We start from the raw sequence: 16,263 nt of genomic DNA, 5'->3' as shown, positions 1-16,263 counted from the left end.
GGCCCGCGTCTGCGGGCGTGGCTAATGGAAAACTGTGTGCTTGCAGCCCGCGACAGGCGGACCCGGGCGAGCTGTGCAAGCAGCGGGTGGCACGGACCACCCGCGTTCTATTCGTTATGCGCCGACGACAATCGGCTTCGCCAGGTCCGGGCGCACGCCTGCGTTCGCAGCAATGCCAGCCTCGAATTCCGGGCGGAAATATTTGATCGCGCTGCCCAATGGCTCCACGGCACCCGGTGCGTGCGCACAGAAGGTCTTGCCTGGGCCGAGGAAACCGACCAGACCCAGCAGGGTCTCGATGTCGCCCTGCTGGCCCTGGCCTTTCTCGAGGGCGCGCAGGAGCTTGACGCTCCATGGCAGGCCATCGCGGCACGGGGTGCAGAAACCACAGGATTCACGGGCAAAGAACTCTTCCATGTTGCGCAGCAGCGAGACCATGTTGACGCTGTCGTCCACGGCCATGGCCAGGCCAGTACCCATACGGGTGCCAACCTTGGCGATGCCACCGGCGTACATTTGTGCGTCCAGGTGCTCTGGCAGCAGGAAACCGGTACCGGCACCACCAGGCTGCCAGCACTTGAGCTTGAAGCCGTCGCGCATGCCACCGGCATAGTCTTCGAACAGTTCGCGAGCGCTGACGCCGAATGGCAGTTCCCACAGGCCAGGGTTCTTCACCTTGCCGGAGAAGCCCATCAGCTTGGTGCCGTGGTCTTCGCTGCCTTCGCGGGCCAGCGATTTGTACCAGTCGATGCCGTTGCCGACGATCGCCGGCACGTTGCACAGCGTCTCGACGTTGTTCACGCAGGTCGGCTTGCCCCACACGCCAACGGCGGCAGGGAAGGGCGGCTTGGAGCGCGGGTTGGCGCGGCGACCTTCGAGGGAGTTGATCAGTGCGGTTTCTTCACCGCAGATGTAGCGACCGGCACCGGTGTGGACGAACAGCTCGAAGTCGAAGCCGCTGCCGAGGATGTTCTTGCCCAGCAGGCCGGCGGCCTTGGCTTCTTCGACCGCACGGTTCAGGTGCGCGGCTGCGGTGACGTATTCGCCACGCAGGAAGATGTAGCCACGGTAGGCTTTCAGCGCGCGGGCGCTGATCAGCATGCCTTCGATCAGCAGATGGGGCAGTTGCTCCATCAGCATGCGGTCTTTCCAGGTGTTGGGTTCCATTTCATCCGCGTTGCACAGCAGGTAGCGGATGTTCATGGATTCGTCTTTGGGCATCAGGCCCCATTTGACGCCGGTCGGGAAGCCCGCACCACCACGGCCCTTGAGGCCGGAGTCCTTGACGGTCTGGACGATGTCGTCCTGGGACATTTGCCCCAGCGCCTTGCGGGCGGCAGCGTAGCCGTCCTTGGCCTGGTACTCGTCGAGCCACACCGGCTGGCCGTCATCGCGCAGACGCCAGGTCAGCGGGTGGGTTTCGGCGGTGCGGGCAATGCGGTTGGCAGGCCCGAAGGAGGTAAGGGTCATACGTAGCCCTCCAGCAGTTTGGAGACGCCAGCCGGCTGTACGTCACCGAAGGTGTCGTCGTCGATCATCAGCGCCGGGGCCTTGTCGCAGTTACCCAGGCAGCACACCGGCAGCAGGGTGAAGCGACCGTCCGGGGTGGTCTGGCCGAGGCCAATGCCCAGCTCGCTCTGGATCTGGCTGACCACCGACTCGTGGCCGCCGATGTAGCAGACCATGCTGTCGCAGACGCGGATGATGTGCCGGCCGACAGGCTGACGGAAGATCTGGCTGTAGAAGGTTGCGACGCCTTCGACATCGCTGGCCGGAATGCCCAGGATCTCGCCGATGGCGTAGACCGCACCGTCAGGCACCCAGCCACGTTCTTTCTGAACGATCTTCAGGGCTTCGATGGACGCCGCGCGCGGGTCCTCGTAGTGATGCATCTCGTGCTCGATGGCCGAGCGCTCGGTTTCGCTCAGGGCGAAACGGTCGGTTTGGATAAGCGTGCTATTCATGCTTAGCGGTCCACGTCAGCCATAACGAAGTCGATACTGCCCAGGTACGCAATGAGGTCCGCGACCATGCTGCCGCGAATCACCGAAGGGATCTGCTGCAGGTGCGGGTAGCTCGGGGTACGAATCCGGGTGCGGTAGCTCATGGTGCCGCCATCGCTCGTCAGGTAGTAACTGTTGATACCCTTGGTCGCTTCGATCATCTGGAAGGATTCGTTGGCCGGCATGACCGGGCCCCACGAAACTTGCAGGAAGTGCGTGATCAGGGTTTCGATGTGCTGCAGGGTGCGCTCTTTCGGTGGCGGCGTGGTCAGCGGGTGATCCGCCTTGTACGGGCCTTCCGGCATGTTGCGCATGCACTGGTCGATGATGCGGATACTCTGGCGCATCTCTTCAACGCGGACCATGCAACGGTCGTAGGCATCGCCATTGTGAGCCAGCGGCACTTCGAACTCGAAGTTCTCGTAGCCCGAGTAAGGGCGGGCTTTACGCAGGTCGAAGTCCAGGCCGGTGGAACGCAGGCCAGCACCGGTGACACCCCACTCCAGGGCTTCCTTGGTGTTGTACTGGGCAACGCCGATGGTACGGCCGCGCAGGATACTGTTCTGCAGGGCGGCTTTCTCGTACTCGTCCAGGCGCTTGGGCAGCCATTCGACGAAGTCCTTGACCAGGCGGTCCCAGCCACGTGGCAGGTCGTGGGCGACGCCACCGATGCGGTACCAGGCCGGGTGCAGACGGAAGCCGGTGATCGCTTCGATCACGGTGTAGGCGCGCTGGCGGTCGGTGAAGGTGAAGAACACCGGGGTCATGGCGCCGACGTCCTGGATGTAGGTACCCAGGAACAGCAGGTGGCTGGTGATCCGGAAGAACTCGGCCATCATGATGCGGATGACGTCGACCTTCTGTGGCACCTTGATACCGGCCAGCTTCTCGACGGCCAGTACATACGGCAGGTTGTTCATCACACCGCCGAGGTAGTCGATACGGTCGGTGTAAGGAATGAAACTGTGCCAGGACTGACGCTCGGCCATCTTCTCGGCACCACGGTGGTGGTAACCGATGTCCGGAACGCAGTCGACGATCTCTTCGCCGTCCAGCTGCAGGACGATACGGAAGGCACCGTGAGCCGAAGGGTGGTTCGGCCCCAGGTTGAGGAACATGTAGTCCTCGTTGGCACCGGAACGCTTCATGCCCCAGGCTTCAGGGTTGAAGCGCGCGGCTTCTTCCTCGAGCTGTTGCTTGGCCAGGTTCAGGCTGTACGGATCGAACTCGGTGGCGCGGGCAGGGAAGTCCTTGCGCAGCGGGTGACCTTCCCAGGTCGGCGGCATCATGATGCGGGTCAGGTGCGGGTGGCCGGCAAAGTTGATGCCGAACATATCCCAGACTTCACGCTCGTACCAGTTGGCGTTCGGCCAGATACCGGTGACGGTTGGCAGGCTCAGGTCGCTCTCAGACAGGGCGACCTTGATCATTACGTCACTATTACGTTCGATCGAGAGCAGGTGGTAGAACACACTGAAATCGGCGCCCGGCAAGCCACGGCGCTGGGTGCGCAGACGCTCGTCCACACCGTGCAGGTCATAGAGCATGACATACGGTTTAGGCAGGTTGCGCAGGAACGTCAGTACTTCGATCAGCTTGGCGCGGGTCACCCACAGCACAGGCATGCCGGTGCGGGTTTCCTGGGCGGTGAACGCCTCTGGGCCAAAACGATTGTTCAGTTCGACGACCACATCCTGGTCGTCAGCCTTGTAAGGCGGGATGTAAATAGCGGTGTCCGCTGTCATGGTCTCGGTCGCTTTCGGTCAACGTAGAGAATGAAGCCAGGCCGCCTGTTCCGCAGAGCAGGCAGCAGGTCGCTGGATCAGACTTCGTCGGGGCTGCGCAGGTTGGTGACCTGGATGCGCTGTTCACGACGCTGCTCTTTCTGTGACGGCATCTCGGCGCGGTATACGCCTTGATCACCGACAACCCAGGAAAGAGGGCGACGCTCCTGGCCAATCGACTCCTGCAGCAACATCAGGCCTTGCAGGAATGCTTCAGGGCGAGGCGGGCAGCCAGGCACGTAGACATCCACGGGGAGGAACTTGTCGACCCCCTGAACGACCGAGTAAATGTCGTACATGCCGCCAGAGTTCGCGCACGAACCCATGGAGATGACCCACTTGGGTTCGAGCATCTGCTCGTACAGGCGCTGAATGATCGGCGCCATTTTGATGAAGCAGGTGCCAGCGACGACCATGAAGTCGGCCTGACGCGGTGATGCCCGGATGACTTCGGCGCCGAAGCGGGCGATGTCGTGGGGCGCCGTGAAGGCCGTGGTCATTTCCACGTAGCAGCAGGAGAGGCCGAAGTTATAAGGCCACAGGGAGTTTTTACGCCCCCAGTTCACCGCGCCACTGAGCACATCTTCAAGTTTGCCCATGAAGATGTTCTTGTGGACCTGGTCCTCTAGCAGCGAATCGGAGACGGTTTCCCGTTCTCCGATGGGGTACTGCTCGTTAGGCGCATCCGGATCGATTCTGGTGAGATTGTATTGCATTGCCAAAGCCTCATTGTTTCAGCTTCGCTTGCCGCTTGCGACGACCTACGGGAGCCCAATCGAGCGCCCCTACTCGCCAAAGGTAGACAAGACCTGCCAACAGAATTGCTATGAAAACGAGTGCTTCGACGAATCCGGTCCAGCCGCTTTCGCGAACAGACACAGACCATGCAAAGAGAAAGAGGGCTTCGATATCGAAGATCACGAACAGCATCGCGACCAGATAGAATTTTGCCGAGAGGCGCAGACGTGCGCTGCCGGTAGGCAGCATGCCGGATTCAAAGGGTTCGTTCTTGCTGCGGCCCCAGGCCTTGCTGCCGAGCAGGCTGGACAGACCGAGCATGAAGGCGCACAGGCCGACGACACCCAAAAGGAAAATGGCAAAGCCCCAGTTGTGGGCGATGAGTCCTGTCGAATCGGGCATGCTGAAAATCCTTAACAGAGCGCTTGGGTCTCTGAGCTTGAAAGAAGTAGAGCAGTGACGATATGTCGCAGCGGGATCTATCGGGCTGATTTTATGGGTAAAGCGGGTGCAAGTAAAATTTCTGCAGCAAATTAATTCGTTAGATTAAGAACAAAAATCTTTCGTAACACGCTGCAGGCCGCATAGGCTGGGCATTGCCTCACCTTTTGTTAATTATGTTTCTTGCTTGGTGTAATGAACGACAAGATTGTTAATGATAATTGATATCATTTGGCGCGACTGTTTATTAGCGCCTTCTGTTGCCTGGAAGTTCCTGCTCATAGTGCAGTGTCCCTAATTTTTTGCGTTTACCTATTTAGCAGCTTTTTTCCTGGGTTGTGCCGCCTTGGATCAATGCTTCGGTGCGTTGGTTGGTGGCTCATGAGGCAGTCCACCCTGTAGGAGCAGGGCTTGCCCGCGATGCAGTCACCCCGCACTCATGGGCACTCCGCCGAAGCCATCCCAGGCGAACCTGTGGGGAGCGCTGATGGGTCTAGCTGGCTCTCGCTCATGGCAGGTGTAAAAAAACCCGGAGCCCCATCACAGGCCCCGGGTTTTCAGTGCTACCCGAATATCAGCTACTGATCATTGATCAGTGGAACTGCTCTTCTTCGGTGGAGCCGGTCAGTGCGGTTACCGAAGACGAGCCGCCCTGAATCACGGTGGTCATGTCGTCGAAGTAGCCGGTGCCGACTTCCTGTTGGTGAGCAACGAAGGTGTAGCCTTTGGACGCGTCGGCGAACTCCTGCTCCTGCAGCTTCACGTAGGCAGTCATGTCGTTGCGGGCGTAGTCGTGCGCCAGGTTGAACATGCTGTGCCACATGTTGTGGATACCCGCCAGGGTGATGAACTGGTGCTTGTAACCCATGGCCGACAGTTCGCGCTGGAACTTGGCGATGGTCGCGTCGTCCAGGTTTTTCTTCCAGTTGAAGGAAGGCGAGCAGTTGTAGGACAGGATCTGGTCTGGGTATTCCTTCTTGATCGCTTCGGCGAAGCGACGAGCTTCGTCCAGGTCTGGCTTGGCGGTTTCACACCAGATCAGGTCGGCGTACGGCGCGTAGGCCAGGCCGCGAGCGATGGCTTGATCCAGGCCGGCGCGTACTTTGTAGAAGCCTTCCTGGGTGCGTTCGCCGATCACGAATGGCTGATCGTACGGGTCGCAGTCGCTGGTCAGCAGGTCGGCGGCGTTAGCGTCGGTACGGGCCAGAATGATGGTCGGTACGCCGGCAACGTCGGCAGCCAGACGGGCAGCGGTCAGCTTCTGAACGGCTTCCTGGGTTGGAACCAGTACTTTACCGCCCATGTGGCCGCATTTCTTCACGGAGGCCAGTTGGTCTTCGAAGTGAACGCCAGCAGCGCCTGCTTCGATCATGTTCTTCATCAGTTCGTAGGCGTTCAGTACGCCACCGAAACCGGCTTCGGCGTCCGCTACGATCGGAGCGAAGTAGTCGATGTAGCCGTCATCGCCTGGGTTCTTGCCGGCTTTCCACTGGATCTGGTCGGCACGACGGAACGAGTTGTTGATGCGCTTGACCACAGTTGGAACCGAGTCCACTGGGTACAGCGACTGGTCTGGGTACATGGACTCGGCCGAGTTGTTATCGGCAGCCACTTGCCAGCCGGACAGGTAGATAGCCTGGATGCCGGCCTTGACCTGTTGTACTGCCTGGCCGCCGGTCAGGGCGCCCATGCAGTTGACGAAATCTTTTTCGGGGCGGAAGGATGGGTGGGCACCTTGGGTAACCAGGTTCCACAGCTTCTCGGCACCCATGCGGGCCAGGGTGTGCTCTGGCTGGACCGAGCCACGCAGACGGACAACATCAGCAGCGGTGTAGGTACGGGTCACGCCTTTCCAGCGCGGGTTTTCGGCCCAGTCTTTTTCGAGGGCTGCAATTTGCTGTTCGCGTGTCAGTGCCATGAAAATAAACCTCGTCGCATAGGTCTTGGTAAAAATGTTCGCTCTGTCGGCTGCGCTGTTCATTTACAGGGGCAGCACCGATTGCTCGCAGATCAGAAGCATTGGCGATCAGTCGTGTTTGGCGAAATGTGCGACGGTTGAACGAGTGAGGCTCAAGGGGGAAGTGAGCAGGTAGTTGGCGCTTCTGGTGACTGCAGGTTGGCTCGTGGTTGCCGTGCTGCGATCCCTGATGGGCCGTGTACCGTTTGATGCGCTTCCGTCCCTCGGGACAACTTCGTTCCAGTCGCAATCTCGTCAAACGCCTTGTGGGCTGTACAGACACGAATCGGCTCAGTTGGGTAGGTTTAGAGCGCGACTCGAAGGCCCTTGCCAGGGCCTCTGATTAGCGGGAGCGGGGCCATCATGCCTCTGCGATTTGAGGCCGTCAAATGTTTTGTAGTGCTTTTTTGTGGTTACTACATCTTTGGTCTAATAAGACTCGTCAGTCAGTTCCGAGGCCGTTGGTCGAGGCCTTGATTTCCCTGGGATCAGTCCAATGCATCGACTTTTACCCGCAACGTCATGTTTTCACCGCGTTGAGTCGAGTAAGTGAAGGCCTGAGTGTTGCGTTCCGACTGGCTTTGCTGGTTGTTGCCAGCCAGTGTGATCCATTCCCCTAGTTTTCCTGTGACTTTTGTGTCGGTACTTTGAACGTTCACTACATCGGGGCGTTCCTGGCTCATCCGGTCGTTGTTGGTGCTGATGTTCAGGTGCACGGTCTGGCCGGTGACGCTTGCGGTCACGTAGAAACCTTGCGTGACATTGCGGTACTCCGTCTGGCTTTGCAGGCGGCCATAGGTGTCGGTCTGGGTGGTGGTCAGCGGGACGCTCTGGCCCACCTGAATCAGTGCCGGTACGCCTTCGCTGGCCTGAACTTGTTGCAGGCCGCCTTCGCGGTTGGCTGTGCCGTAGCGAATGACGCGTGCGTTGCCGCGATTGTCCTGAAAGTTGCTGTCGTTGTTGTCAACGCTGATCAGCAGGCGCCGGGGCGCGGTATCGAGCTGTTCAAGGAGGGTGCGAAGCTCGTCGATCTTGTCGGGGGCGGCTTTGACGATGAGTTTGTTTTCAAAGGCGCTGACGCTGCCGTCCTTGCCGAGAAAGGACTGTGCGGCGGGGAGGATTTCGGCGCTGGTCCGGTGGCTCAGTGGCAACACTTCAGTGGCGGCCAGGGTGCTGAGGCTGAAGGACAGCAGTAGTGAGGCGAGAAGGGGGCGTAGCGGCATGTCCATGATCTCCGCGGGTGGAGAGGACATGATGGCAAATTTGCGGCAGATGTGGGAGTTGTGTGGTGGAAAAGCATCTCCGGCAAGGCCGCCGCTCTTGAGGCGTTGGCCCTGCCGGGGATTGGCCGTCAAGCCAGCTCTTTGGACTCGCGCACCATGTCGACGTGCGGGATGCCGGCTTCGAGGAACTCCTCGCTGACCACTTTGAAGCCCAGGCGCTCGTAGAACGGCGTGGCGTGAACCTGGGCACTGAGCATCTGCTGCTTCAGGTCGCGGTTCTGGGCTTCGACGATCACCGCTTGCATCAGGGCATCGCCGACCTTCAGCCCGCGCCAGTCCTTGAGGACCGACACCCGGCCAATATGGCCGCTGGGCAGCAGGCGTGCCGTACCGATGGCAAAATCACCTTCGTAGGCCAGGAAATGCACCGCGCTGGTATCGTCAGTGTCCCATTCCAGCTCAGGCGGTACGGCCTGTTCGGCGATGAACACGGCTTCACGAATGCGACGGATGTCAGCGTTGTCTTTCTGCCAGTCGGCAACCCGTACCGTGATCTTATTCATTGGCAAACCCCAGGCTTCCTTGCTTGATCAGTTCGCAGAGCAGGGTAAGGCCATCTTCATGGCTTAGCCACTCGCCAAGGTTTTCAACATGCAATGCGTCGGCGGCACAGATCAGCTTGAGCATTTCGCGCAGGTCGCCCGGCAGCAGGCGGCTCTGGCCGCTGGCGAACAGCAGCAGGTTGTCGTCGACTTCGGACCAGGCCAGACGGGCGCTTGGATTGCGGATCAGGATGGCGCCTTGTTCGAGGCTGTCGATCAGCTCTTCCTCGCTCAGCGGCTCGCCACTGACCAGCTCGGGGTAGCGTGGCTCGGTCATGAACTGGCCGAACCAGGTCAGCAGCAGGCGCTCGTCGCCCATGTGCTCGGTCAGCAGGTTCTTCAGGCGGTCGAGGGCGTCGTGCTGGATCTGGTGCGGATCGCTGACCGGCTTGGCGTCGGCGTCACTGTAGCGGTCTTCATCAGGCAGGAACTGGCTGAGGAAGTCGGTGAAGTGGGTGAGCACTTCTGCAGCGCTTGGTGCGCGGAAGCCGACCGAGTAGGTCATGCAGTCGTCTTCGGCGATGCCGTAGTGAGCCAGGCGCGGCGGCAGGTAGAGCATGTCGCCGGGTTCCAGGGTCCACTCGTCGCTCTGCTCGAAGTCCGCCAGGATACGCAGGTCGCTGTGCTCGATCAGCGGGCTGTCGCTGTCGCAGACCTGGCCGATTTTCCAGTTGCGCTTGCCTTGGCCTTGCAGCAGGAACACGTCGTAGTTGTCGAAGTGTGGACCAACGCTGCCACCGGGGGCGGCGAAGCTGATCATCACGTCGTCGATACGCCAGCTTGGCAGGAAGCGGAAGTGCTCCAGCAGCTCGCCCACTTCAGGAACGAACTGGTCGACCGCTTGTACCAGCAGGGTCCAGTCACGCGCTGGCAGTTGGCTGAAGGCGTCTTCCTCGAATGGGCCGCGACGCATTTCCCATGGGCGTTCGCCATGTTCGAGGATCAGGCGCGATTCGACTTCCTCTTCCAGGGCGAGGCCGGCCAGTTCGTCGGCGTCGATCGGGCTTTCAAAGTCCGGGAAGGCCTGGCGGACGAGCAGGGGTTTTTTCTGCCAGTAGTCGCGCATGAATTCGCGGGCTGTGAGGCCGCCCAGAAGCTGCAGTGGTGTATCAGGATTCATGTGTAACCTATTGAAAAAAAGTAATTTTCTTTCGGTAATAAAAACGCCCGGCTTGGCCGGGCGTTAACGCGCAAGGCAATAATCAGACGCGTTTGGCTTGAGCTGCAGCGTTACCGATGTAGGACGCTGGAGTCAGCTTCTTCAGTTCTTCGCGCGCTTCGGCAGGCATGTCCAGACCGTCGATGAAGGTCAGGAGTGCTTCCGGGCTGATGCCCTTGCCGCGAGTCAGCTCCTTGAGCTTCTCGTAAGGGTTTTCGATGTTGTAGCGACGCATTACGGTCTGGATTGGCTCGGCCAATACTTCCCAGCAGGCGTCCAGGTCGTCGGCGATGCGCTGGGTGTTGATTTCCAGCTTGCTGATGCCCTTCAGGCTGGCCTCGTAGGCGATCACGCTGTGGGCGAAACCAACGCCCAGGTTGCGCAGCACGGTGGAGTCGGTCAGGTCGCGCTGCCAGCGCGAGATCGGCAACTTGCTGGCCAGGTGCTGGAACAGTGCGTTGGCGATACCGAGGTTGCCTTCGGAGTTTTCGAAGTCGATCGGGTTGACCTTGTGCGGCATGGTCGAAGAACCGATTTCACCCGCGATGGTGCGCTGCTTGAAGTAGCCCAGCGAGATGTAGCCCCAGATATCGCGATCGAAGTCGATCAGGATGGTGTTGAAGCGGGCAATCGCGTCGAACAGCTCGGCAATGTAGTCGTGCGGTTCGATCTGGGTGGTGTACGGGTTGAACACCAGGCCCAGTTCGTCTTCGATGAAGGCGCGGGCATTGGCTTCCCAGTCGATTTGCGGGTAAGCCGACAGGTGGGCGTTGTAGTTGCCCACGGCGCCGTTGATCTTGCCCAGCAGCGGGACAGCGGCAACCTGTGCGATCTGGCGCTCGAGGCGGTAGACGACGTTGGCCAGTTCCTTGCCCAAGGTGGTCGGCGAAGCCGGTTGGCCGTGGGTGCGCGACAGCATTGGTACGTCGGCGAAACGGTGGGCCAGTTCACGGATGGCGTTGGCGATCTGGCGCATCAGTGGCAGCAGCACGTCATCACGGCCAGCGCGCAGCATCAGGCCGTGGGACAGGTTGTTGATGTCCTCGCTGGTGCAGGCGAAGTGAATGAACTCACTGACCTTGGCCAGCTCTGGCAGCTTGGCTGCCTGCTCCTTGAGCAGGTATTCGATGGCTTTTACGTCGTGGTTGGTGGTGCGCTCGATCTCTTTCACGCGCTCGGCGTGCTCGAGGGCGAACTCATCGGCCAGGCCGTTGAGCAGGGCGTTGGCTTCGGCGGAGAAGGCCGGAACTTCGCTGATTTGCGGGTGAGCGGCCAGGCGCTGGAGCCAGCGAACTTCAACCAGGGCGCGGAAACGGATCAGGCCGTATTCGCTGAAAATAGGGCGCAGGGCCTGGGTTTTGCCGGCGTAGCGGCCGTCAACAGGGGAAACCGCAGTGAGCGAGGAGAGCTGCATGGGGTGTTCTCGGACAGTCGGGCAACGAAAAGGGCGCATATCATACATGAAAAATGCACCCGGGTCGGGGGTCTGACAAAAGGTAAAACGCTTGGTGTCTGCAGGAGCCGGCGTTGCCAGCGATGGTGTGGTCGAGCCATCCGCTGTTTCGCGTTGCTTGAATCGCCAGCAAGGCTGGCTCCTGTGCGGTGTTTAGCCGCGCATCATCGGGTAGAGCTCTTTGAGCAGTTTGCGCCGGCTGAACACCAGTTGCCAGCGATGGCCGCCAAGCTGGCGCCAGAGGCGCGCCGCGCGGATGCCGGCGAGCAGCAGGGCGCGGATCTTCGAGGCGTTGTTGGGTTGTTGCAGGTGACGCATGTCACCGTGTACCTGAATGCGTTGGCGCAGGGTGCTCAGGGTGTCCTGATACAGGGCGCCACTGGAGGCTATGACGTTCTCGTGCGCGAGGCCGAAATGATCGGCCTGGGACTGGATTTGTGGCAGGCGGTTGCCGATGACTTCAAGCATGTCGCCACGTTTGGCCAGTTGGCGCTCAAGGCCCAGCATCGACAGCGCGTAGCGCAGTGGTTCACGCTGCAGGCTGGCGGGGTCGCGCTCCAGGGCGCTGACCAGGGCGCGGTAGCCGTCTCGCAGGTTGAGGTCATCGCCGCCGAACACTTCCAGGGTGTCCTTGGGGTCGCGCACCAATAGGCTGCCGAGCATGCAGCTCAGGTTGGCTTCGCTGACCTGGCCGGTACGGGCAATTCGATCGACCAGTACGGCAGCCTGAAAGACGCCGCCCAGTGCAACCAGCTGTTCTTGCGTGGTATTCATCAACGCTGGCTCCAAGGCTCGGCTACTTCGATCACGCCGCCGCCCAAGCAGATCTCACCATCATAGAAGACCACGGACTGGCCGGGCGTTACCGCCCTTTGAGGTTCTTCAAATACTGCCCGATAACCGTCGTTGGTGCGCTCCAGGGTGCAGGCCTGGTCGCTCTGGCGGTAGCGCACTTTCGCGGTCAGGCGGCGTGGGCTGGACAGGTCGATCGGGTTCACCCAGAAGATCTCCGAGGCGAGCAAGGCGCGGGAGAACAGCCATGGGTGTTCATTGCCCTGGCCAACTACCAGCACGTTGCGGGCGAGGTCTTTCTCCAGCACGTACCACGGCTCATCGCCTGCGTCTTTCAGACCGCCGATACCCAGCCCCTGGCGTTGCCCGATGGTGTGGTACATCAGGCCATGGTGGCGGCCGATGACGTCGCCTTCAGTGGTCTGGATTTCGCCAGGCTGGGCGGGCAGGTACTGCTTGAGGAAATCGCTGAAGCGACGTTCACCGATAAAGCAGATGCCGGTGGAGTCTTTTTTCTTTGCGGTAGCCAGGCCATGTTTTTCGGCGATGGCGCGTACTTCCGGTTTTTCCAGTTCACCGACCGGGAACAGGGTGCGGGCAATCTGCTCGCCGCCGACGGCGTGGAGGAAGTAGCTCTGGTCCTTGTTCGGGTCCAGGCCTTTGAGCAGCTCGGTGCGGCCGTCAATGTCGCGGCGGCGCACGTAGTGGCCGGTGGCGATCAGGTCGGCACCGAGCATCAGGGCGTAGTCTAGGAACGCCTTGAACTTGATTTCGCGGTTGCAGAGGATGTCCGGGTTTGGCGTGCGTCCGGCCTTGTATTCCGCCAGGAAGTGCTCAAACACGTTGTCCCAGTATTCGGCGGCGAAGTTGGCGGTGTGCAGTTTGATGCCGATGCGGTCGCACACGGCTTGTGCGTCGGCCAGGTCTTCGCGGGCGGTGCAGTACTCGGTACCGTCGTCCTCTTCCCAGTTCTTCATGAACAGGCCTTCGACCTGATAACCCTGCTCCATCAGCAGAAGGGCGGAAACGGAAGAGTCCACGCCGCCGGACATGCCGACGATCACGCGCGTCTTTTCGGGTTCTTTGAGAGCTGGAGTGGACATAGGAATCGCTGCGTATCCGGGTAAAAGGACAAGATTCTAACAGGCTGTGCGCGGCAAGGCGAAAACCATGCTCAATCGCGGATCACTGCCAGGCTGTGCAGGGGGCCGGCGAGGAAGTCGTCAATGCAACGAGGTACCAGTTCGCTGCGCCAGCGCTCGGGGTCGGCGAGCAGTTCCTCGCGGGTCAGCCACACGGCGCGGACGATGTCGCTGTCCAGTGCGCGGTCGGCATTGTGCCGCAGCGGTTTGGCGGCAAAGCAGACGCGCTGGTAGGTCACGCCGTTGCTGGGGGCGGTGTAGAGGTAGATGCCGACCACGCCGGTCAGTTCTACGTCCCAGGCGGTCTCCTCAAGCGTTTCGCGCAGGGCTGCCTCGGCCAGCGACTCGTTGGCCTCCAAGTGGCCTGCCGGCTGGTTGAATACGTGCTTGCCGGCTTTGAACTCTTCGACCAGCAGGAAACGGCCCTGGTCTTCGACAATGGTGGCGACGGTGATGTGGGGTTGCCAGGTCATGTGCAAGGTCCTGTGTTGTGCAGGTGGATCGCATGGCCGGTGTTCTCGGCGACGCGGGTGCCACGCCTCTGCAGAAAAGCAGAAACCCCGGTGCGTGGCCGGGGTTTCTGGTGTTACATCAAGCGACCGTTACAGTGCAGAAATCGCGCTGTTGAAGGTTTGGCTTGGGCGCATCACTTTGCTGGTCAGCTCGGCATCAGGGTAGTAGTAACCACCGATTTCGGCTGGCTTGCCCTGGACAGCGTTGAGCTCGGCGACGATGGTCGCTTCGTTCTCGGTCAGTGCCTTGGCCAGTGGGGCAAAGCGCGCTTGCAGTGCGGCGTCGTCGTTTTGTGCAGCCAGTGCCTGTGCCCAGAACAGGGTCAGGTAGAAGTGGCTGCCGCGGTTGTCGATGCCACCAACCTTGCGCGCTGGCGACTTGTTGTCGTCCAGGAACTTGCCGGTTGCCTGGTCCAGGGTGTTGGCCAGGACCTTGGCTTTCGGGTTGGCGTAGGCGTTGCTCAGGTGTTCCAGAGAAGCGGCCAGGGCCAGGAATTCACCCAGCGAGTCCCAGCGCAGGAAGTTCTCTTCGACCAGCTGCTGTACGTGCTTCGGTGCCGAACCGCCGGCGCCGGTTTCGAACAGGCCGCCGTTGTTCATCAGCGGAACGATCGACAGCATTTTGGCGCTGGTGCCCAGCTCCATGATCGGGAACAGGTCGGTCAGGTAGTCGCGCAGTACGTTGCCGGTCACCGAGATGGTGTCCTTGCCTGCACGGATACGCTCCAGGGATACCTTCATGGCCTCGACTGGCGACAGGACACGAATGTCCAGGCCGGTGGTGTCGTGGTCTTTCAGGTACTTCTGGACTTTCTCGATCATCACGCCGTCATGGGCGCGTTGTGGGTCGAGCCAGAAAATGGCTGGGGTGTTGCTGGCGCGAGCACGGTTGACGGCCAGTTTGACCCAGTCCTGGATCGGGGCGTCTTTGGCTTGGCACATGCGGAAGATATCGCCAGCTTCGACGTCCTGCTGCAGCACCAGGTTGCCTTTGCTGTCTACAACGCGAACAACGCCGTCGGCAGCGAGCTGGAAGGTCTTGTCGTGAGAGCCATATTCTTCGGCTTTCTGTGCCATCAGGCCAACGTTCGGTACGCTGCCCATGGTCGTTGGGTCGAAGGCGCCGTGTTTCTTGCAGTCTTCGATAACGGCCTGGTAGATGGTGGCGTAGCAACGATCCGGGATGACGGCCTTGGTGTCTTGCAGCTGGCCTTCGGCGTTCCACATCTTGCCCGAGTCACGGATCATGGCCGGCATCGAAGCGTCGACGATCACGTCGCTTGGCACGTGCAGGTTGGTGATGCCCTTGTCGGAGTTGACCATGGCCAGCGCCGGGCGAACGGCGTAGACGGCCTGGATGTCGGCTTCGATCTCGGCTTGCTTGTCAGCAGGCAGGGCCTTGATACGGGCGTACAGGTCGCCGATACCGTTGTTCAGGTTGAAGCCGATCTGTTCCAGTACGTCAGCGTGCTTGTTCAGCGCGTCCTGATAGTACTCGGCAACGATCTGGCCGAACATGATCGGGTCGGAGACCTTCATCATGGTCGCCTTCAGGTGAACCGACAGCAGTACGCCCTTGGCCTTGGCGTCTTCGATTTCAGCGGCGATGAAGCTGCGCAGTGCCTTGCGGCTCATGACCGAGCAGTCGATGATTTCGCCGGCCTTGACCGAGGTTTTCTCTTTCAGAACGGTGGTGTTGCCGTTCTTGTCCAGCAGTTCGATGCGCAGGCTGTCATCGGCTTCGATCAGCGCGGCTTTTTCGCTGCCGTAGAAGTCGCCGTTGCTCATGTGGGCAACGTGGGACTTGGAGTCTGCAGCCCAGGCGCCCATTTTGTGCGGGTGCTTGCGGGCATAGTTCTTGACCGACAGCGGTGCGCGGCGGTCGGAGTTGCCTTCGCGCAGTACCGGGTTTACGGCGCTGCCCTTGATGCGGTCGTAGCGTGCGCGGGTTTCTTTCTCGGCGTCAGTGGCCGGGGTTTCCGGGTAGTCCGGAATGTTGAAACCTTTGGCTTGCAGTTCCTTGATCGCGGCTTTCAGTTGTGGAACCGAGGCGCTGATGTTCGGCAACTTGATGATGTTGGCTTCTGGCGTGGTTGCCAGTTTGCCCAGTTCTGCCAGGTGGTCGGCCACTTGCTTGTCGGCGCCGAGCTGTTCAGGGAAGGCAGAAAGGATGCGGCCGGCGAGAGAGATGTCCCGGGTTTCTACCGCGATGTCGGCGGTAGCAGTGAAGGCTTCGACGATGGGCAGCAGTGAGTAGGTGGCGAGGGCGGGGGCTTCGTCGGTGAAGGTGTAGATGATCTTGGATCGGGTGGGCATATTCGGGTTAACTCTCTGTTTTGCTGAGCGTGCACAGAATCTCGAGGTGCGCAGGGTAATGCGCTTCGCCTGGACACATCCATAAGCAGAAGGTCGAGGGTTCTGGGCGTTGATGGTGATGCATCAGTCGAGTGTCAAACG

General features: G+C 60.5%; 14 protein-coding genes. All 14 read right to left on the bottom strand.

The annotated features are described in order from the left end of the window. Nucleotides 1-114: 114 nt before the first annotated feature. The 14 genes from nuoF to CYD26_RS16060 all read right to left on the bottom strand — a co-directional run bounded on the left by nuoF (nucleotide 115) and on the right by CYD26_RS16060 (nucleotide 16,122). A complete protein-coding gene (nuoF, locus tag CYD26_RS16125; RefSeq protein ID WP_065758537.1) occupies nucleotides 115-1,470 on the bottom strand; it encodes an NADH-quinone oxidoreductase subunit NuoF in 1,356 nt (451 codons plus the stop codon). Then, nucleotides 1,467-1,964: an NADH-quinone oxidoreductase subunit NuoE gene (nuoE, locus tag CYD26_RS16120; RefSeq protein ID WP_065758538.1), complete on the bottom strand. Its 498-nt coding sequence runs from the start codon at nucleotides 1,962-1,964 to the stop codon at nucleotides 1,467-1,469. The genes nuoF and nuoE overlap by 4 nt, the downstream gene beginning before the upstream one ends. Before the next feature lie 2 nt (nucleotides 1,965-1,966). After that, nucleotides 1,967-3,748 (bottom strand): NADH-quinone oxidoreductase subunit C/D, encoded by a 1,782-nt coding sequence (gene nuoC / locus CYD26_RS16115; RefSeq protein ID WP_099775292.1) that lies wholly within the window; start codon nucleotides 3,746-3,748, stop codon nucleotides 1,967-1,969. 77 nt (nucleotides 3,749-3,825) lie between these two features. Beyond that, nucleotides 3,826-4,503 (bottom strand): NADH-quinone oxidoreductase subunit B, encoded by a 678-nt coding sequence (locus tag CYD26_RS16110; protein ID WP_065758540.1) that lies wholly within the window; start codon nucleotides 4,501-4,503, stop codon nucleotides 3,826-3,828. Between the two features lie 10 nt (nucleotides 4,504-4,513). Next, nucleotides 4,514-4,927, bottom strand: coding sequence for an NADH-quinone oxidoreductase subunit A (locus CYD26_RS16105; RefSeq protein ID WP_065758541.1), 414 nt, complete (start codon nucleotides 4,925-4,927; stop codon nucleotides 4,514-4,516). Between the two features lie 631 nt (nucleotides 4,928-5,558). Beyond that, nucleotides 5,559-6,884 carry an isocitrate lyase gene (gene aceA, locus CYD26_RS16100; RefSeq protein WP_065758542.1) on the bottom strand — a complete coding sequence of 442 codons (1,326 nt, stop codon included), beginning with the start codon at nucleotides 6,882-6,884 and terminating at the stop codon, nucleotides 5,559-5,561. Between the two features lie 527 nt (nucleotides 6,885-7,411). After that, complete coding sequence (locus CYD26_RS16095; protein WP_102053083.1) at nucleotides 7,412-8,146, bottom strand: secretin N-terminal domain-containing protein; 735 nt, start codon at nucleotides 8,144-8,146, stop codon at nucleotides 7,412-7,414. A 128-nt stretch (nucleotides 8,147-8,274) separates the two neighbouring features. Continuing rightward, a complete protein-coding gene (locus CYD26_RS16090; RefSeq protein WP_065758543.1) occupies nucleotides 8,275-8,709 on the bottom strand; it encodes a GNAT family N-acetyltransferase in 435 nt (144 codons plus the stop codon). After that, the gene (locus tag CYD26_RS16085) at nucleotides 8,702-9,868 is read right to left on the bottom strand and encodes a cupin domain-containing protein (protein ID WP_065758544.1); all 1,167 of its coding nucleotides are present in this window, start codon (nucleotides 9,866-9,868) and stop codon (nucleotides 8,702-8,704) included. Before CYD26_RS16085 ends, CYD26_RS16090 begins: the two co-directional genes overlap by 8 nt. 82 nt (nucleotides 9,869-9,950) lie before the next feature. Further along, complete coding sequence (gene purB, locus CYD26_RS16080) at nucleotides 9,951-11,321, bottom strand: adenylosuccinate lyase (RefSeq protein WP_065758545.1); 1,371 nt, start codon at nucleotides 11,319-11,321, stop codon at nucleotides 9,951-9,953. Nucleotides 11,322-11,513: 192 nt separating this feature from the next. Beyond that, nucleotides 11,514-12,134 (bottom strand): high frequency lysogenization protein HflD, encoded by a 621-nt coding sequence (gene hflD, locus CYD26_RS16075; protein ID WP_065758546.1) that lies wholly within the window; start codon nucleotides 12,132-12,134, stop codon nucleotides 11,514-11,516. Next, nucleotides 12,134-13,255 carry a tRNA 2-thiouridine(34) synthase MnmA gene (gene mnmA, locus CYD26_RS16070; RefSeq protein WP_065758547.1) on the bottom strand — a complete coding sequence of 374 codons (1,122 nt, stop codon included), beginning with the start codon at nucleotides 13,253-13,255 and terminating at the stop codon, nucleotides 12,134-12,136. The genes hflD and mnmA overlap by 1 nt, the downstream gene beginning before the upstream one ends. Nucleotides 13,256-13,326: 71 nt before the next feature. Further along, nucleotides 13,327-13,767: an NUDIX hydrolase gene (locus tag CYD26_RS16065; RefSeq protein WP_065758548.1), complete on the bottom strand. Its 441-nt coding sequence runs from the start codon at nucleotides 13,765-13,767 to the stop codon at nucleotides 13,327-13,329. A gap of 129 nt (nucleotides 13,768-13,896) precedes the next feature. Continuing rightward, nucleotides 13,897-16,122 (bottom strand): NADP-dependent isocitrate dehydrogenase, encoded by a 2,226-nt coding sequence (locus CYD26_RS16060; protein WP_065758549.1) that lies wholly within the window; start codon nucleotides 16,120-16,122, stop codon nucleotides 13,897-13,899. Nucleotides 16,123-16,263 lie beyond the last annotated feature (141 nt).

Source organism: Pseudomonas sp. FFUP_PS_473 (assembly GCF_002858665.1).
GTDB lineage: Bacteria > Pseudomonadota > Gammaproteobacteria > Pseudomonadales > Pseudomonadaceae > Aquipseudomonas > Aquipseudomonas defluvii.
Note: the sequence above shows the minus strand (reverse complement) of the source record. Positions and strands in the feature narration are given on the sequence as shown.

Excerpts from the sequence above, each read along its gene's own strand:
- nuoF (WP_065758537.1), bottom strand. The coding sequence starts at position 1,470 with ATGACCCTTACCTCCTTCGGGCCTGCCAACCGCATTGCCCGCACCGCC.
- nuoE (WP_065758538.1), bottom strand. The coding sequence starts at position 1,964 with ATGAATAGCACGCTTATCCAAACCGACCGTTTCGCCCTGAGCGAAACC.
- nuoC (WP_099775292.1), bottom strand. The coding sequence starts at position 3,748 with ATGACAGCGGACACCGCTATTTACATCCCGCCTTACAAGGCTGACGAC.
- CYD26_RS16110 (WP_065758540.1), bottom strand. The coding sequence starts at position 4,503 with ATGCAATACAATCTCACCAGAATCGATCCGGATGCGCCTAACGAGCAG.
- CYD26_RS16105 (WP_065758541.1), bottom strand. The coding sequence starts at position 4,927 with ATGCCCGATTCGACAGGACTCATCGCCCACAACTGGGGCTTTGCCATT.
- aceA (WP_065758542.1), bottom strand. The coding sequence starts at position 6,884 with ATGGCACTGACACGCGAACAGCAAATTGCAGCCCTCGAAAAAGACTGG.
- CYD26_RS16095 (WP_102053083.1), bottom strand. The coding sequence starts at position 8,146 with ATGCCGCTACGCCCCCTTCTCGCCTCACTACTGCTGTCCTTCAGCCTC.
- CYD26_RS16090 (WP_065758543.1), bottom strand. The coding sequence starts at position 8,709 with ATGAATAAGATCACGGTACGGGTTGCCGACTGGCAGAAAGACAACGCT.
- CYD26_RS16085 (WP_065758544.1), bottom strand. The coding sequence starts at position 9,868 with ATGAATCCTGATACACCACTGCAGCTTCTGGGCGGCCTCACAGCCCGC.
- purB (WP_065758545.1), bottom strand. The coding sequence starts at position 11,321 with ATGCAGCTCTCCTCGCTCACTGCGGTTTCCCCTGTTGACGGCCGCTAC.
- hflD (WP_065758546.1), bottom strand. The coding sequence starts at position 12,134 with ATGAATACCACGCAAGAACAGCTGGTTGCACTGGGCGGCGTCTTTCAG.
- mnmA (WP_065758547.1), bottom strand. The coding sequence starts at position 13,255 with ATGTCCACTCCAGCTCTCAAAGAACCCGAAAAGACGCGCGTGATCGTC.
- CYD26_RS16065 (WP_065758548.1), bottom strand. The coding sequence starts at position 13,767 with ATGACCTGGCAACCCCACATCACCGTCGCCACCATTGTCGAAGACCAG.
- CYD26_RS16060 (WP_065758549.1), bottom strand. The coding sequence starts at position 16,122 with ATGCCCACCCGATCCAAGATCATCTACACCTTCACCGACGAAGCCCCC.